The following is a 16,013-nucleotide window of genomic DNA, read 5'->3' as shown; positions in this document are numbered from 1 at the left end:
TTTAGTGTTGAAGCACCGAAATATCCGCCACTTTGGTAAATAAGGCGCGAAGCTGAGCAAGCAAGCGTAAACGGTTTGCTTTTAATTCAGCATCATCCGCCATCACCATTACACCGTCAAAGAACGCATCTACAGGCGCACGCAGTGCAGCAAGTGCAGACAATGCAGCAGTGTAGTCTTTGGCAGCAAATAATGGTTCAACCACAGGCGTGATTTTCGCAAGTTCAGCGAACAATGCTTTTTCAGCATCTTCAACCAAGTTTGCTTCAACCACTTCACCAGCTGGTGCCGCTTCTTTAGCAAGAATATTGGCAACACGCTTATTCGCAGCAGCAAGTGCTGCCGCTTCAGGCAATGCGCGGAAGTGATTGACCGCATTTACACGCTTGTCAAAATCAAGCGGTGATTTTGGTGAAAGTGCTTGAACCGCTTGGATTACGTCAACATCAACGCCTTGGTCTTCGTACTTCGCACGGTAACGACCTTCAAGGAATGCAACCGCATCGTTTAAAGTCTTATCGTGATCTTTGAGTACATCGCCATACGCAGCTAAAGCAAGTTTGATCAAATCTTCGATTGAAACATCAAGCTCGTTTTCAGTCACTAGACGTAAGATACCAATTGCAGAACGACGCAGGGCAAACGGGTCTTTCGAACCTGTAGGCGCTTGACCAATACCGAAAATACCGGTGAGCGTATCTAAGCGGTCTGCAAGCGCAATGGTTGTACCTGTTTTGGTTTTCGGTAAAACATCACCTGCAAATTTAGGCAAGTACTGCTCGCCAAGTGCTTCAGCCACTTCATCATTTTCGCCTTCAAGACGTGCATAGTAAGTTCCCGCGATGCCTTGAAGTTCTGGGAATTCACCCACAAGCTCAGAGGTTAAGTCACATTTTGCCAGCAGGGCAGCTTTTTCAGCGTCAGCCGCATTTGCACCTGTAATTGGCGCAAGCGCAACAGCAAGTTTGGCAATACGTTCAGATTTGTTCCAAAGCGTACCGAGTTCTGCCTGGAATACCATATTCGCCAGTTTCTCCTTACGAGACGCAAGCGGTTGTTTTTGGTCTTGCAGGAAGAAGAATTCAGCATCCGACAAACGTGGACGAACGACTTTCTCGTTACCTTCAATAATTTGTGACGGATCTTTCGACTCGATGTTTGACACCGTAATGAAGTACGGTTGCAGTTTATTATCGCTATTCACCAGGCAGAAGTACTTTTGGTTGTCCTGCATGGTCGTAATAAGCGCTTCTTGAGGAACAGCAAGGAAGCGTTCTTCAAAGCTGGCACGTAGTGCAACAGGCCATTCAACCAGTGCAGTGACTTCGTCACGAAGATCCGCAGGCACAATCGCAATGGCATTCACTTCATCAGCAAGTGCTTTTACTTGCTGGTCGATGATCGCTTGACGCTCTTCAAAAGACGCAACCACATAAGCGCTACGAAGTGCATCTAAGTATGCATCTGCATTGGCCAGCGTAATCGCTTCAGGTGCATGGAAACGGTGACCATACGTCACGTTACTAGCTTTATGATCTTGAATGGTTGCATCAACCACATCGTTGTCTTTCAGCAACACCACCCATTTTACCGGACGAACGAATTCAGTACGGCTGGCTGCAGAACGCATGCGTTTCGCAATTGGCAGGTTGTCCAAAGCATTTTGTAAAATTTGCGGTAACAGCGCATCAAGGCTTTGACCTTTGACATCTTTTAAGTAACACACTTTTTCAACTTTACCGGCCTGGAACGTTGAAACCTGATCAACCGTAATGCCTTGGCCACGCATAAAGCCTTCTAAAGCTTTGGTTGGATTGCCTTCAGCATCAAACGCTGCTTGTTTTGCAGGGCCGTCAAAACGTTTTTGAGTGTCGGCTTGCGCGCCATCTACATTGACAATTTTAAGTGCCAAACGACGTGGTGCAGCATAAGCTTCAATTGAATCGAAAGCCAGACCTGCATCTTTTAAGCCTTTAACCGTTTCAGCCTGTAACGCATCACGTAATTTTTTCAGGCTTTTTGGTGGAAGTTCTTCACAGCCAAGTTCAAATAAAACAGTATGTTTAGACATTATTTGCTCTCCGCTGATTTTTCTGCTTGCGCGGCTTCCGCCTCAACCTGTGCTTTTAACTGTGCCAGAACTTCATCACGTAAATGCGGTTCTGCCATTGGGAAACCAAGCTCTGCACGTGCGGCCACGTAGCTTTGTGCAATGGCACGTGCCAGTGTACGGACACGTAAAATATAACGCTGACGCTCAGTCACAGAAATCGCACCACGCGCATCAAGCAGGTTAAAGCTGTGTGATGCTTTCACCACTTGCTCATAGGCAGGAAGTGGCAGTTTCGCTTCCATCAAACGAGAGGCTTCTGCTTCGTAAAAGTCGAACAGTTCAAACAGTTTGTCGACTGGCGCATATTCGAAGTTATAGGTCGATTGTTCTACTTCGTTTTGATGGAATACATCGCCATAGGTCACCGTACCGAACTGACCTTTGGTCCAAACCAAATCGTAAACTGAGTCGACACCTTGCAGGTACATCGCCAGACGTTCTAAACCGTAAGTGATTTCACCCGTGACCGGATAACATTCAACACCACCGACTTGCTGGAAATAAGTGAATTGCGTGACTTCCATACCATTCAGCCAAACTTCCCAACCTAAGCCCCAAGCACCGAGTGTTGGTGATTCCCAGTTATCTTCGACAAAACGGATGTCGTGAACCAAAGGATCAATCCCGATGGCTTTTAAAGAATCCAGATACAGCTGCTGGATGTTGTCCGGGTTTGGCTTTAATACCACCTGGAACTGGTAGTAGTGTTGCAAACGGTTCGGGTTTTCACCATAACGGCCATCTTTTGGACGACGTGAAGGTTGAACGTATGCAGCGTTCCAAGTTTCAGGCCCTAATGCACGTAGGAAAGTCGCAGTGTGGAATGTTCCTGCACCCATTTCCATGTCGTAAGGCTGCAACACGACGCAGCCTTGCTCCGCCCAGTAGTTTTGTAAGGCAAGAATTAAGCCTTGGAAAGTATCAATATGCGATATGGCGCGACTCATGGTCATCCACTTAAAATTAGAGAAAAATTGTGCTCAATTATAAGGATTTTGGCGGGAGGTAGCAAAGGTTATCCATACAATGCTGGCGCTTTGATCAGGAAGCGAAGCCTAACCGAAAAATCGCCATGAAAAATCAGTAGAGAAACCGACATTCGGTTGATCTGTCTATCCACAAAAAACGGATTTTGATCTGTAGGATTCGGGGAAAACCCAGCATTGTCATTTCAGTCATTTTTCTCAAAGATTGGTTTCATTTGGTGTATACAGCGCAATCATCTGCGCTGAATGGTGTATACGCAAAAACGATGTTTTTAAAATGAAGGGCTTATCAATTTTTTCTAAAAAGAGGATGATTCAGTGTGCCTATACTGATATACATCTCAACAGAAAAATTCATAATTATAAGATATAGAATGAATACATCTTATAAGCTGCTTCATTTTATAATGGCGGCCGTCGCCAAAATCACAAAGGATTCCCGTGTTTCATCCGCAATCTGAATGGTTAGAAATCTTAAAACCCAATTTCAAATTACTGCCGCTGAAAGAACGTCTGTTGTGCGGATTGGGTGCTTTGCTGGGCTTAAGTTTATCTTCACTGATCAGCTTATGGATTCTGGGCGATATTAATGCCTGGTATATCGCGCCGATGGGTGCGTCGTCAGTATTGCTGTTTGCGGTGCCGGCCAGTCCGCTGGCACAGCCGTGGAATATGGTGATTGGCAATACTATTGCCGGCATTATTGGTGTGACTTGTGCGCTGTATATTCCGAATCTGACCGAAGCCTTTAGTGTGGCGGTGGCCTTATCTATTATTTTAATGATGTCGACCGATTCGCTGCATCCACCGAGTGGTGCTGTGGCGATTACCGCAGTATTGGGCGGTGAGGCGGTCAGTGAACTGGGCTATTTATTTATCTTTTATCCGGTGCTGTTAAATTCGCTGTTATTGCTGTTGGTGGCAATGATGTTTAACCGACTGACTGGCAAGCAATATCCACACAAGGCCCAGCTGAACCTGCGTTCGCAAGACCCGACCCCGACCCAGAAAGTCACCATTCAGCCGCAAGATATTCATCATGTGCTGGAGCATCAGACCGAGTTGCTGGACATTAGTGAATATGACTTGCAGAAAATTATTCTGGAAGCGCAATATCAGGCCAATGCGCGTATGCAGGATGAAAACGTGCAGGAATGGCGCTGTGAAGATATCATGACCCATGATGTGATTACCTTGCAGCAGGATGATGATATCCAGCTCGCGCTAGACAAGTTCAAGCAGGTCAATTTAATGAGCTTGCCGGTGGTAAATGCCGAGCAGCAACTGGTCGGCACATTGGCACTGTATGAAGTGGTGGAATGGTTTAAACATGCTACCGATGTGCGGATGTCATGGCAGCATCAGGTCAAACACATTATGAACCGCAAGGTGGTGACGGTAAAACCACATCAGAGTATTGCCGATCTGGTCCCGTATTTTGTGGAACGTTCGTTTAACTATATTCCAGTGGTGGAACAGCAGCAGCTGGTCGGGATTATTAGCCGCGCCGATATGATTGCCGCCATGAACCAGCGTCTGATCTGGCTACGCAGCAAAACTACGGAAAGTTAAAGCCAGAAAAAAGAAGCTACGGTAATAGGGGTCCACCGTAGCTTTAAACTGTGCAAGAAAAATGAAGATTAACGGTAACTGTTCTGATCTTCATGAATGGTACGTACCGGATTGCGATAGCCATTCACGTGTTCAATTTCAGCTTTCTTTTTCGGCATCACCAGCCACAGTACCAAGTACACCAGAATACCCGGGAAGGCGGCACTCATAATGGATACCAACACAAAAATAATGCGGAGTAAATTTGCATTCCAACCAAAACGTTCAGCAATACCACCCATTACACCTGCAATCATGTTTGAGCGGTTAGAGCGGTATAAACCAACATTGGCCATTGAGGTCTCCTTAAAAAATAAAATGGTGAGTCAATCAACAACTCATAAAATAAAAATGGCGACCTATTTCCGTTTTTAAAGGGTCAATGCGCTATAAATCGTTAATTTATGTAAATAAAATGACACGGTATAAATATTGCGCTTTAAAATCTTGAAACAGGTCTACAAAAACTGTAGATTTGGGTGAAAATTCATATAATTTCAATAGCTTCGCTGTGTGCCCATCAACCTGATGCAAAGGCATACGGTGGCTATTTTTATTGATACCCGGGAGACACCATATTGGCTGTGCATTGTTCGAAATGGTTATGGGGAATCTGTTGCCTGTCTTTGGCCGCTTGTGACCCGACGTTTAACAGTCAAGAAGGAGAGGAGGCACAGCCGTTTACACCCGTGGCAGACCTGCAGGTGACGGAAGATGTGCCAAGTAAACGCCTGAGTGAAGTGGCTGGCCAACCGGTATTTCCATCTGCAAAAGATGCCGATAAAGCCGTGGTGCCGGAAGCGGCCTTGGCCTATGTCGGCCGGTATCAGGTAAAAATTAGCTGTGAAGATGCCTATGTCAAATGTGAGACCGGTACAGCCGATTTTATTCTGACTTTATTGCCCGATGGCACCGCACATCGTTCCATCGTCTATCTGGGCCGGGTCATGGCCGGTGCACAAATGAATTATCATCTGGATTACTGGATGTATGATGAAACCGCACACCAGATTATTGTGCATCGCAGTAATGGGGTGGAAATTTTTTATGATATTGATGACACGCAGAATCTACGCATGGATTTAGAAAAAATTGCCACAGTATCGACGGTAAATCAGCAGTATTTTTCCCGTAATCCTTTACCGGCACATGCTTATTATCTGGAAAAGTCGGCCGATTAAAAAAGCAGATTGAGCGTTCTTTCATCCACATTAATATTGAGGTTGTAGCGCAGATACGATGCAGCCCAGCATATAAATGTGCAATGCAGAGTAGGGAAGCGAAGATATTTATTTTGGAAGATAAATGGTGGGTCGTCCGCGACTCGAACGCGGGACCAACGGATTAAAAGTCCGCTGCTCTACCAACTGAGCTAACGACCCTGAGGAATAAAAAATAAGCTGCTTATTTTTTAAGATGCAAGAACTGGAGTTTTTGCAGAGTTCCTAAGGAAAGATGGTGGGTCGTCCGCGACTCGAACGCGGGACCAACGGATTAAAAGTCCGCTGCTCTACCAACTGAGCTAACGACCCATCTTAGGCTTTCAAATGAGTGGTGGGTCGTCCGCGACTCGAACGCGGGACCAACGGATTAAAAGTCCGCTGCTCTACCAACTGAGCTAACGACCCATATCATTTGATGGAGCGTATTGTAGCAAGATCTCGTTTGAGCGCAAGTAAAAAATAAAAAAGTTGTCTATGTTTGATTATAAATGAAACAAATTCATGCTAGGGAATCAAAAAATAGACAACTTTGGGCTTAGAAGCGGTATTGATAGGTTTGAATCTGCTCGAAAATTTCCGGGGTTAGATCAGTATAAGCCGCTGCACCGGGCAGCAACACCAGCAAACGATCCGTGGTAGCTGCCGGATTAAATGCCTGTTCTTTGAGCTTGTTTTTCTGATATTTAAAAGTGCCGGTGGTTTCAACCTGGGCCTGAATCCGTAAAAATACCGGAACCGCATAGCCGGGCAGGGCCTGTTTAAACTGGCTCACCATCTGCTGCAGGTCATGTTCATCCAGTGTTGCATCGGCATTTAAGGTAATGGCCGCCATTCCGGCACGGCCATTGGTTTCTGGAATTTCTACGCCGTAGACCACCGCTTCGGCAATTTTGTCATAATCGCAGAGTATATTTTCCACTTCGGTGGTGGAGACATTCTCGCCTTTCCAGCGGAAGGTATCCCCGAGGCGGTCAACAAACTGGGCATGACGGAAGCCGATATTTCGTACCAGATCACCGGTATTAAAGTATTGATCGCCACGCTGGAAAACGCCTTTTAAAATCACCGCCTTGTTTTTTTCCGGATCGGTATAGCCATCAAACGGCGAACGGCGGGTAATTTTGCCAATCAATAAACCAACTTCACCTTTTTTGACTTTCTGGCACCAGCCGCGCGCATCCCGGACCGGTTCATTTTTTTCTTTATCGAAAGCCACAATCGCATAGGGGGTTGGAGAAAAGCCAACGGTATTGTCAAAGTTAAAGATGTTGCTAAAGCCAACATTGCCTTCACTGGAGGCATACAGCTCCAGAATTTCTTCAATCCCAAAGCGCTGTTTAAACTTGTTCCAAATGTTCGGGCGCATACCGTTCCCAATCATTTTGGTAACACGATGGTCCCGATCCAGCGCAGATGGCGGTGCATCCATCAGGTAGCGGCACAGCTCGCCGACATAACCAATGGCGGAGGCATTAAATTTCTGTACATCTTTCCAGAAGCTGGAGGTGGAATATTTACGTCGAATTGCCAGGGTTGCACTACCGGCAATTACCCCACACCAGCACACCACAATACCGGTGGCGTGATACAGCGGCAGGGTCACATACATGACATCTTTTGGATTCAGATTTAGCACATGGCCATAGGTGCCGTAAGCCAGGGTCCAGCGGCTATGGGTGAACACCACGGCTTTCGGCAGGCCGGTGGTTCCCGAGGTATAGATATAAAACAGGCCATCTTTGCCCTGGACGGAATGCGTGGTCGGCGGATTGAATTTCGGGAAATGGTCGATCTTTTCGGCCAGATTATTAAAGCCTTTCGGAGCTTTGCCGGCATCGCGCTGGGTTTCCTGATCGGCAAACCAGTCCAGACGATCTGCCGGTAAATCCAGCGCCTGACGAATCTCCTCTACCGCAGCACGGCATTCTTCGCCAACAATTAGCGCGACCGGTTTGACCAGATTGATGCTATGGGTCAGCACCTTGCCGACCTGTGAGGTGTTTACCAGTGCAATGGTGACGCCAATTTTGGCCAGACCGATGACAGTCGCGATCAGTTCCGGGCGGTTTTCCAGCATTACCGCAATCACATCGCCTTTGCGTGCGCCTTGTGACAGATAATAGTGGGCAATCTGGTTGGCCCATTCATTCAGGGCTTTGTAGCTAAAGCGCTGCTCTTCAAACATTAAAGCCAGACCATGCGGATTACGTTTGACCGCTTTTTCAAAGGCAATGCCCAGACCGGCAGGGGTGGATGGCGTTCGTAAATAGGCTTGACTCAGACCCTGAATAAGATTCGGGACTTTGCCGATAAACTTTGGAATTTTGGCGGCGACATCGGCCAGACCAATAAGATCATGTTGTGTTGTATGGCTCATATGAATCCTATTTATTCTCGACATCCAATCTGTAGTTCTAGCGCATGAATATTGCACTTTAAGGTTTTAATCGTTTCGTTGTAGTGTAATCAACCTAATCTGACAAATTAACAAAAAAAATCCAGCCACCGAAATGACTGGATTTTTTTATTCACCTGCAAAAAAGCAAATTATGACTCAGTTGAGGTGTTGGCTTTCTTTGGTGGACGGCCACGTGGACGACGCGGACGTGCCGGTTTTTCTTTCTCGGCCTTGTCTGCTGCGGCTTCTGGAGCTTCAGCTTCTGCATTTGCCGGTGCTTCGCTGGCATCTGCTGCATCAACTGGCAGTTCAGCCTGTACTGGTTGCGCTGCTTCAGCTTTCGCTGTTTCTTTAGCCGGTGCTTCGGCTGCAGCGCTTTCTTCAGTCGCCACTTCAGTTTCAGTCGCAGTGGTTTCAGCCGCTGGTGCTGCTTCAGTTGCTGCTGGCTCGGCAGTCGCTTCTACAGGTGCTGCTGTGCTGCTTGCAGCAGTGGCTTCTGTTGCTTCAGCTGCTTGAGCGTCCGCCGCAGTTTCTGCTGGTGCATCGTTAGCGGGTGCTTTTTCTGCTTCGTCAGCATGGGCCTGTTTGGCCTGTTCCAGCGCCTGTTCGGCAGCAAGTTTGGCTAAACGACGACGCTCACGCGGATCATTGGCCACACGTTTGACTGGCGCTGGTGGAGTCAGGTCCAGCACAGGAGCAGGTTCTGCTTCTGGCTCGGCTTTGCTGACTTCAACATCACGGGTCACAGGCTGCTTTTGGCTTTCTGCCGCAGGTGCTTGAGCGACCAGGCTGGCTGCATATTGTTCAGTGAACTTTTGCAGGGCGCGGTTGAAGGTTGGAATTAAACCAAACTGCTCAATCAGCACCGAGCAATCTTCACCATACACATGACGGATCAGGCTGCCTACCGTGTACTGCTGCAAGGCTGGAACCTGAGACGGTGACAGCTTTGGCGGCTGGTTTTGTTGCGCACGACCTTCACGCTGCTGGCGACGACGCTGACGCGGATCGTTGCTGGCGCGTTTCACCGGTTGCGATTTGTGCTCTTCAGCCACAATTGCCGCAGGTGCCACTTCTTCTTTTGGTACTGGTGCTTCTTCTACTGCTTCAGTGCTGGCCGCAACCGGAAGTTCAGCGGTCGCTGCTGGTGCAGCGGCTGCGTTCTGGTTCAGCGCGACAATTTCACTTTGTGCAGCATCAACATTCACCACCAGAGCAGTTGGCATCACGTCCTGACGTGGTGCATCCACCAGGTCCACTTTCAGGCTTTGTGCTTCAGTGGCTGGTGCTGCTGCCGGTGCAGCCGTGTCATTCAGCACGCTGGCATCGCGGTGGCGATTTGGACGCTCTGGACGTTGCTGGTTACGACGGTCACGACGTGGCACAGCATCTTGCTGTTGCGCTTCGTTTTGCGTCTGTTCATTGTTGTTGTGCTGACGGCGGGAGTTGCGTTTGTTTTCACGCGCTTCCTGACGTTGCTCCTGACGTGACAGCTGCACCACTTCTTCGTGTACCTGATGCTGTGCTGGGCTGTTGTCATTCTGGCTGTTTTGCTCGCGCGGCTCTTTGTGCTTGCTGCGCTTTTTGTTGTTGTGACGTGATGATTTTTCTTCACGTTCAGCCGGTTTTTCAGCGTGATCACGCTCATGCTTGGCCACAGTTGATGGGGCAAGATAAGCATTGCTGGTTGCTGCTGCTGGTGCAGCCACAGGCGCCGCAGCTGCAATCTGACCGAACTGGCCACGGCTAACTGCGCCATTATTGACCATTTGCTCAATCGCTGCAGCCGCATTGTTGGCGCTACGTGACTGATCAACCGTGTTGGCCTGTTTTTGCACAAACAGGTTTTCTAACCATGCACATGGGCTAGCACTTGGTGCAGCGGCAGCAGGGGCCACTTGTGCAGGCGCAGCGGCTTGAGCTTTGGCTGGACGCTTCTGTTCCTTTTGCGGTGCTGCAGGCGCAGCTGCATGCTGAGCGTGCTGTTCTTCTTCTAAATGCCATTCAGAGGCTTCATAACCCAGTTCCTGTTCGCTTAAGCGGGTGGCTGCTGTGCGTTCATAGCTGGTTGGGGCAAAGCCTTCCGGATTGTAAGAGATTTCGTAATGTGGGGTTTCTAAATGCGGGTGCGGCAATACCGTTACACGTACATTTGAGGTTTGTTCAAGGTAAACCAGGCTGTGACGCTTTTCATTCAATAAGAATGCTGCAATTTCAACCGGTACTTCAACCTGAACTTCACCATGACGCTCACGTAGCGCAATCTCTTCCACTTTACGCATAATCGACAGTGAGAGAGAACGTAAGTCACGTACCATGCCGGTACCATGACAACGTGGGCAAACATAACCGGTCGCTTCTTCTAAAGATGGACGTAAGCGCTGACGGCTCATCTCCATTAAACCAAAGCGTGACAATTGACCAAACTGGATACGCGCGCGGTCGCTTTGCGTTGCTTCACGCAGCTTGGCTTCCACCATACGCTGGTTACGGTCTTTGGTCATGTCGATAAAGTCGATTACTACCAGACCACCGATGTCACGTAAACGTAACTGGCGTGCAATTTCTTCAGCAGCTTCCAGGTTGGTGTTTAGTGCGGTATCTTCAACGTCCTGACCACGAGTTGATTTTGCCGAGTTAATGTCGATTGACACCAATGCTTCGGTTTGGTCAATCACGATTGAACCACCTGAAGGCAGTTTGACTTCGCGTTCATAGGCGGTTTGAATCTGGCTTTCGATACCGAAATGCGCGAACAGTGGTTCATTTAGGGTATAGGTTTTTAACTTGTCGAGCTGACGTGGCATCACCGCTTTTACGAAGTTATAAGCTTCGTTATAGGCCTGTTCTGAGTCAATCAGGATTTCAGCCACATCATCACGCAGGTAGTCACGAATGGCACGCGTGACGACACCGGCTTCCTGATGCACCAGCATTGGCGATGGACCAGAACTTGAGGTGCTTTGAATTTGCGCCCACAGATCTAGCAGATGCTGTAAATCAAGTTGTAATTCTTCTTGAGAACGACCAATACCGGCAGTACGTACAATCACGCTCATACCGCGTGGCACGTTTAAAGAGGCCAGCATTTCTTTCAGTTCTTCACGCACTGAACCAGAAATCTGACGGCTGATACCACCCCCTTTCGGGTTGTTTGGCATCAGGACCAGGTAACGGCCCGCCAGTGAAATAAAGGTCGACAGGGCAGCACCTTTGTTGCCGCGCTCTTCTTTTTCTACCTGAACCAGCAGTTCGGTGCCTTCAGTAATCAGTTCGCGAATATTTGAAGTTTGACGAGGATCGGCCTTGTAGTAAGAGTTGGCAATTTCGCGCATCGACAGGAAACCTTGACGACCGGCACCATACTCAACAAATACAGCTTCTAAAGATGGCTCTACGCGAGTCACATGACCTTTATAGATATTTGATTTTTTTTGTTCACGGGTACGATTTTCTAAATCAAAATCGTAAAGACGCTGACCAGTGACAAGTGCAACGCGAATTTCTTCAGCATGTGTTGCATTAATCAACATACGTTTCATGGGTGTAACACCTTATAGTGATACACAGCAAAACATCGCTCTATACGTAGCGAGCATCAAACATCACGGATCATGGTTCAGATCTCAAATACAGCGGTCTGAACGTTTCTCTACCGGCCTGATAATCGGGTTTCGGTGGATGATTCACGTATTGATGATGTCAATACGGCTTCAATCTTTAAACGATTAAAGTCACCTGGTCGTTTCACTGGCGGACGAGCGGTACATTGGATGTGAGTAACTTTCACTGTCACATTGCTCAAAGATCATCCCTTCTTTTAGTCGAGTGTCTTGATACGGAATTATCGTCGTATCTTTACAATTTGTGCAGATCCAATGTATCAACGCTGTAGCCTGAATGCGACATCAGGGAACGACTAGTCTGATGTGTATCAGTTTACGTTTAAAAACCAACTTGAGGTTGGCGACATATTTTTTCAGGCAAACTGATTTATGTACCTTAAGTACAATTAAACGCAACAGTTTGCAGTTTTGCCGATATAATAAGCCTTCGGCGTCGGCATAATTCTTTTGGGACCTTTACGTGTTTAGTGGAGTGTTTGATTGAATAATCAACTTCAGTAAAAACCGAAATGACCCAACTTTTACCCACTTACGATGGTTTCCGTGCGCTGACTATATCAAACCTTGCATCATCTGCCTATGGGCTAAGCTTATGTTTCTTGTGTAAAGCATAGCCTAAGTGATCAGTTTTTAATCAATTTTAGTATTTTTTTAGGTCGTCGTAACTGTATGAATTCTACCCAACAATGGCAAAGTGTCACTTGGTTTGAAGTCGATGAGCATCAAGCGGGGCAACGGATTGACAACTTTTTGTTTAGCCGTTTAAAAGGCGTGCCCAAAAGCCGGATTTACCGTCTGATTCGTGAAGGTCAGGTACGGGTCAATAAAAAACGGGTCAAAGCCGAAACCAAGCTGAATATTGGCGATCAGATCCGGGTTGCTCCAATCCGTTTTGAACAGAAAGATGATACCCCGGCGCCGGTGTCGGACAAAGTTGCTCAAGGCTTGCTGAACCGGGTCATCTATGAAGATGAAGGGCTGATGGTGGTGAACAAGCCATCGGGCATTGCCGTGCATGGGGGCAGTGGTGTGGCCTATGGCCTGATTGAAGGCTTGCGCGCCGCCACCGGGAAAAAATATCTGGAGCTGATTCACCGCATTGACCGCGATACTTCGGGTCTGGTGATGATTTCGAAAAAACGCAGCGTATTAAAAACCTTGCAGGACATGCTGCGCGAACACAAAATCCGTAAAACCTATGCTGCGGTGGTGAAAGGACAGGTGACGCTGGACAAACAGCTGATTGATGCACCTCTACATCGTTATGAGCTGGCCAATGGCGAACGTCGCGTGCGTGTGTCTAAAGAAGGTAAAGAATCGAAAACCCAGTGGAATGTGCAAGAGCGCTTTATGCATGCCACACTGGTCTATGCATCGCCGCTGTCTGGACGTACCCATCAGATTCGTGTGCATGGTCTGAGTATTGGCCATCCGCTGGTGGGCGATGAAAAATACGGTCATGAAACCGAATATCGCGGGCCTAAACCACGTCGCTTGTGTTTACACGCCATGCGTCTGGAAATTCCGGGTTATCCGACCATTGAAGCGCCGTTGCCTGAAGATATGCAGAGTCTGGTCGCACAGCTCCGTGCGCAAAAGGCAGATAAGGTGCTAACACTTGGGGAAGATGACGAATAATCTTTGGCTTTTTAATTCTCGTTCGTCTTGCTTTATTTAAGTGGGAAATTTCCCTCTTTATTAAAATTAAAGATGAGGAACATTGTTCCGCAAGGGGGAGATTAAATTTCGGAAAAATCCTCTCCCTGAGCAGCACTGCTGCGCAAGTCTCCTTCTTGCACGTCGTTTAAAGCAGTGCTTTAAACTCGTTCAGGAGAGGGAGCGTTGCGATAGTAAATGATATCTGCATCCGAAATGTGCGAAAGGCGACATGGATGTCGCCGTTGGGTAATTAATATCTGTTGTGATCTTGCAATAAAAGTTATTTTCTAATGAAGCTCTCCCTCCTTTTTTAAAGGAGGGGCGGGGTGGATTTAAACCGAATCAAATCGAGGAAACCATATATGAACACAGCTGTAGAACTCATCATTTTCGACTGGGATGGCACCTTGTTTGATTCAGTCGGTCAAATTGTGGCGAGTTTACAGTTCGCTGCACAGCAGTTTCAGCAACCCTTAACCGATGAAGCAGCCAAAAGCATTATCGGTTTGGGCCTGCCTGAAGTGGCGCAGCGTTTGTTCCCGATGGTGCCGGAATTGCATGGCGAGATTTTACAGTGCTATTCCGAGCACTATGTAGCCAACTCCAAAACCGATGTCTGGTTTGATGGTGTGGCGGCGATGCTGGATGATTTACAGAATGCCGGGGTAAAACTCGCGGTGGCTACCGGTAAAAGTCGTAAAGGCCTAGATCGTGTATTGCAGCAGACTCAAAGTATGAATCTGTTTGCTGCGACCCGTGCCGCCAGTGAAACCCGCTCTAAACCGCATCCCTTAATGTTAGAAGAAATTCTGGCAGAAACCGGAGTGCGCCCTGAGCAGGCAATTATGGTCGGCGATACCTCTTATGATCTGGAAATGGCGCAGGCTATTGCCATGCCGCGTGTGGGTGTCAGCTATGGGGTACATACGGTCGAAGTGTTACAGCTGTTTCAACCGCTAAAAATTGCCGGGGATGTCAGCAGCCTGCATCAGTTCCTGTTACAGCAGGTACAAATGAAACAGGCCATCTAGGTGGGAGAGCATCTTTTCAGAAGAAGTGAACCTCTTGCCGCTTCTTCTTTTATTCAAGAGCTTATTTTCTTCCTTCTTATATTGATCTCTGCCTGGGCATGTTGCGTGATTGCAAAGTTTCGTCTTTCTTTTTCTGTTCTAGAGGCTGTATAAACACTGTGCAGCCTTATTGCCTCTAAAAGCTGCTGATAAAATCGTCTAATACCGAAGCCTTAAGCGCTGAAACTTCTCATCCAGATTTTCTTAAAAAGTGGATAGAAATACTCGGAAATCTATAGCTATCAGGGGCTTCGTGTCGGTTGAGTTGTGGCTGTGTTATAGGTTCTAGCTATTGTAAAAAATAAAATAAGTATTGGCATAAAAAGTCCATTTTTCCGATTCTAAATCAGTTTATATCTATGCGCGTTTGCTAGAGATCGGCAGCAACAGCCTGTTGCCGCTCTGATCAGTCCCCCCTATATCGGCCGATGTTCAGCTGCATGCCGGAAAATCTAGTCAACAGCATAAGCCCAATTTTTGCAGTTTAAGGAAACATTGATGTCGAATTCTGCTGTTGTTGCATCAGTTGCTCAAGCGTTAAGAGATGCTGAATTATCACAAACTGCGATTGCACCGATTCGCCCACAATTAGGCGGTGAATCTGCTGATGTAGATATCGCGTACGCAGTTCAAGAAGTAAATACCGAACGCGCGTTGAAAGAAGGCCGCCGTTTAGTAGGTCGCAAAATTGGTTTGACCTCGAAGGTAGTTCAGGCACAACTGGGTGTTGATCAGCCAGATTTCGGTATGTTGTTTGCAGATATGGCCTATGGTGATGGTGAAGCCATTCCTGCAGGTTTGCTGATTCAACCGAAAGTTGAAGCAGAAATTGCACTGGTCATTAAAGAAGATTTGACCAAAGAAAAACACACCTATGCTGACATTATCAGTGCAACTGACTACGCACTGCCAGCAGTAGAAGTGGTGGATAGCCGTATTGAAAACTGGAAAATCAGCCTGATTGACACCGTGGCAGACAACGCATCTTCAGCGGCGTTTGTACTGGGTTCTCAACCGGTAAAACTGGAAAACCTGGATCTTGTGAATTGCAAGATGGTCATGACCCGCGGTGAAGAAGTGGTTTCTCAAGGTGTGGGTAAAGCCTGTTTAGCCAACCCATTGAATGCTGCAGTCTGGCTGGCAGATGAAATGGTACGCCGTGGTCGTCCATTGTTAAAAGGCGACATCATCTTAACAGGTGCGTTAGGGCCAATGGTTGTGGCGCAACCAGGCGATGAATTCAAAGTTGAAATTGAAGGCTTTGGTTCAGTTACAGCGGCATTCGCTGCTGAATAAGCCCCAACCTGATCAGAATTTTAAGAGAGTA

General features: G+C 47.5%; 10 protein-coding genes and 3 tRNA genes. 5 read left to right on the top strand and 8 right to left on the bottom strand.

Annotation, left to right across the window (positions count from 1 at the left end; translation table 11 throughout):
• Position 1: 1 nt before the first annotated feature.
• Both glyS and glyQ read right to left on the bottom strand, forming a co-directional pair.
• Positions 2 to 2,071 carry a glycine--tRNA ligase subunit beta gene (gene glyS / locus VF685_RS07235; RefSeq protein ID WP_286385019.1) on the bottom strand — a complete coding sequence of 690 codons (2,070 nt, stop codon included), beginning with the start codon at positions 2,069 to 2,071 and terminating at the stop codon, positions 2 to 4.
• Positions 2,071 to 3,060, bottom strand: a complete 990-nt coding sequence (gene glyQ / locus VF685_RS07230; RefSeq protein ID WP_005181950.1) for a glycine--tRNA ligase subunit alpha — start codon at positions 3,058 to 3,060, stop codon at positions 2,071 to 2,073. Before glyQ ends, glyS begins: the two co-directional genes overlap by 1 nt.
• A gap of 480 nt (positions 3,061 to 3,540) precedes the next feature.
• On the opposite strand from glyQ, the gene VF685_RS07225 reads away from it, so the two are divergent.
• A complete protein-coding gene (locus tag VF685_RS07225; RefSeq protein WP_005181952.1) occupies positions 3,541 to 4,671 on the top strand; it encodes an HPP family protein in 1,131 nt (376 codons plus the stop codon).
• Positions 4,672 to 4,739: 68 nt separating this feature from the next.
• Here VF685_RS07225 and VF685_RS07220 read toward each other — a convergent pair whose 3' ends face one another.
• Complete coding sequence (locus VF685_RS07220; RefSeq protein WP_005181954.1) at positions 4,740 to 5,006, bottom strand: PspC domain-containing protein; 267 nt, start codon at positions 5,004 to 5,006, stop codon at positions 4,740 to 4,742.
• A gap of 288 nt (positions 5,007 to 5,294) precedes the next feature.
• On the opposite strand from VF685_RS07220, the gene VF685_RS07215 reads away from it, so the two are divergent.
• Positions 5,295 to 5,891, top strand: a complete 597-nt coding sequence (locus tag VF685_RS07215) for a hypothetical protein (protein ID WP_225876424.1) — start codon at positions 5,295 to 5,297, stop codon at positions 5,889 to 5,891.
• Between the two features lie 125 nt (positions 5,892 to 6,016).
• On the opposite strand, the gene VF685_RS07210 is transcribed toward VF685_RS07215, so the two are convergent.
• The 5 genes from VF685_RS07210 to VF685_RS07190 form a co-directional block, all read right to left on the bottom strand.
• Positions 6,017 to 6,092 (bottom strand) — tRNA-Lys (locus VF685_RS07210).
• A gap of 74 nt (positions 6,093 to 6,166) precedes the next feature.
• Positions 6,167 to 6,242, bottom strand: a tRNA-Lys gene (locus VF685_RS07205).
• Between the two features lie 20 nt (positions 6,243 to 6,262).
• A tRNA-Lys gene (locus tag VF685_RS07200) sits at positions 6,263 to 6,338 on the bottom strand.
• A gap of 130 nt (positions 6,339 to 6,468) precedes the next feature.
• Positions 6,469 to 8,310, bottom strand: coding sequence for a long-chain-acyl-CoA synthetase (locus tag VF685_RS07195; protein ID WP_286385020.1), 1,842 nt, complete (start codon positions 8,308 to 8,310; stop codon positions 6,469 to 6,471).
• A gap of 170 nt (positions 8,311 to 8,480) precedes the next feature.
• The gene (locus VF685_RS07190) at positions 8,481 to 11,873 is read right to left on the bottom strand and encodes an Rne/Rng family ribonuclease (protein WP_152342188.1); all 3,393 of its coding nucleotides are present in this window, start codon (positions 11,871 to 11,873) and stop codon (positions 8,481 to 8,483) included.
• A gap of 753 nt (positions 11,874 to 12,626) precedes the next feature.
• Here VF685_RS07190 and VF685_RS07185 point away from each other — a divergent pair.
• From VF685_RS07185 to VF685_RS07175, 3 genes are all read left to right on the top strand, one after another.
• Positions 12,627 to 13,595 carry an RluA family pseudouridine synthase gene (locus VF685_RS07185; RefSeq protein ID WP_045795497.1) on the top strand — a complete coding sequence of 323 codons (969 nt, stop codon included), beginning with the start codon at positions 12,627 to 12,629 and terminating at the stop codon, positions 13,593 to 13,595.
• Between the two features lie 383 nt (positions 13,596 to 13,978).
• A complete protein-coding gene (locus tag VF685_RS07180) occupies positions 13,979 to 14,647 on the top strand; it encodes an HAD-IA family hydrolase (RefSeq protein WP_016659605.1) in 669 nt (222 codons plus the stop codon).
• A 537-nt stretch (positions 14,648 to 15,184) separates the two neighbouring features.
• Entirely contained in the window at positions 15,185 to 15,982 is a 798-nt protein-coding gene (locus tag VF685_RS07175) for a 2-keto-4-pentenoate hydratase (protein ID WP_005181967.1), read from the top strand.
• Positions 15,983 to 16,013: the final 31 nt, after the last annotated feature.

Origin of the sequence: Acinetobacter sp. Brlt_5, assembly GCF_051949055.1 — a bacterium.
In the GTDB taxonomy this organism is placed as follows: Bacteria; Pseudomonadota; Gammaproteobacteria; order Pseudomonadales; family Moraxellaceae; genus Acinetobacter; species Acinetobacter indicus.
The sequence above is the reverse complement of the archived record's forward strand: the minus strand, read 5'-3'. Positions and strand labels throughout refer to the sequence as shown.

What these genes read in the sequence shown, in the direction of transcription:
- glyS (WP_286385019.1), bottom strand. Translation starts at nt 2,071, where the DNA reads ATGTCTAAACATACTGTTTTATTTGAACTTGGCTGTGAAGAACTTCCA.
- glyQ (WP_005181950.1), bottom strand. Translation starts at nt 3,060, where the DNA reads ATGAGTCGCGCCATATCGCATATTGATACTTTCCAAGGCTTAATTCTT.
- VF685_RS07220 (WP_005181954.1), bottom strand. Translation starts at nt 5,006, where the DNA reads ATGGCCAATGTTGGTTTATACCGCTCTAACCGCTCAAACATGATTGCA.
- VF685_RS07195 (WP_286385020.1), bottom strand. Translation starts at nt 8,310, where the DNA reads ATGAGCCATACAACACAACATGATCTTATTGGTCTGGCCGATGTCGCC.
- VF685_RS07190 (WP_152342188.1), bottom strand. Translation starts at nt 11,873, where the DNA reads ATGAAACGTATGTTGATTAATGCAACACATGCTGAAGAAATTCGCGTT.
- VF685_RS07185 (WP_045795497.1), top strand. Translation starts at nt 12,627, where the DNA reads ATGAATTCTACCCAACAATGGCAAAGTGTCACTTGGTTTGAAGTCGAT.
- VF685_RS07180 (WP_016659605.1), top strand. Translation starts at nt 13,979, where the DNA reads ATGAACACAGCTGTAGAACTCATCATTTTCGACTGGGATGGCACCTTG.
- VF685_RS07175 (WP_005181967.1), top strand. Translation starts at nt 15,185, where the DNA reads ATGTCGAATTCTGCTGTTGTTGCATCAGTTGCTCAAGCGTTAAGAGAT.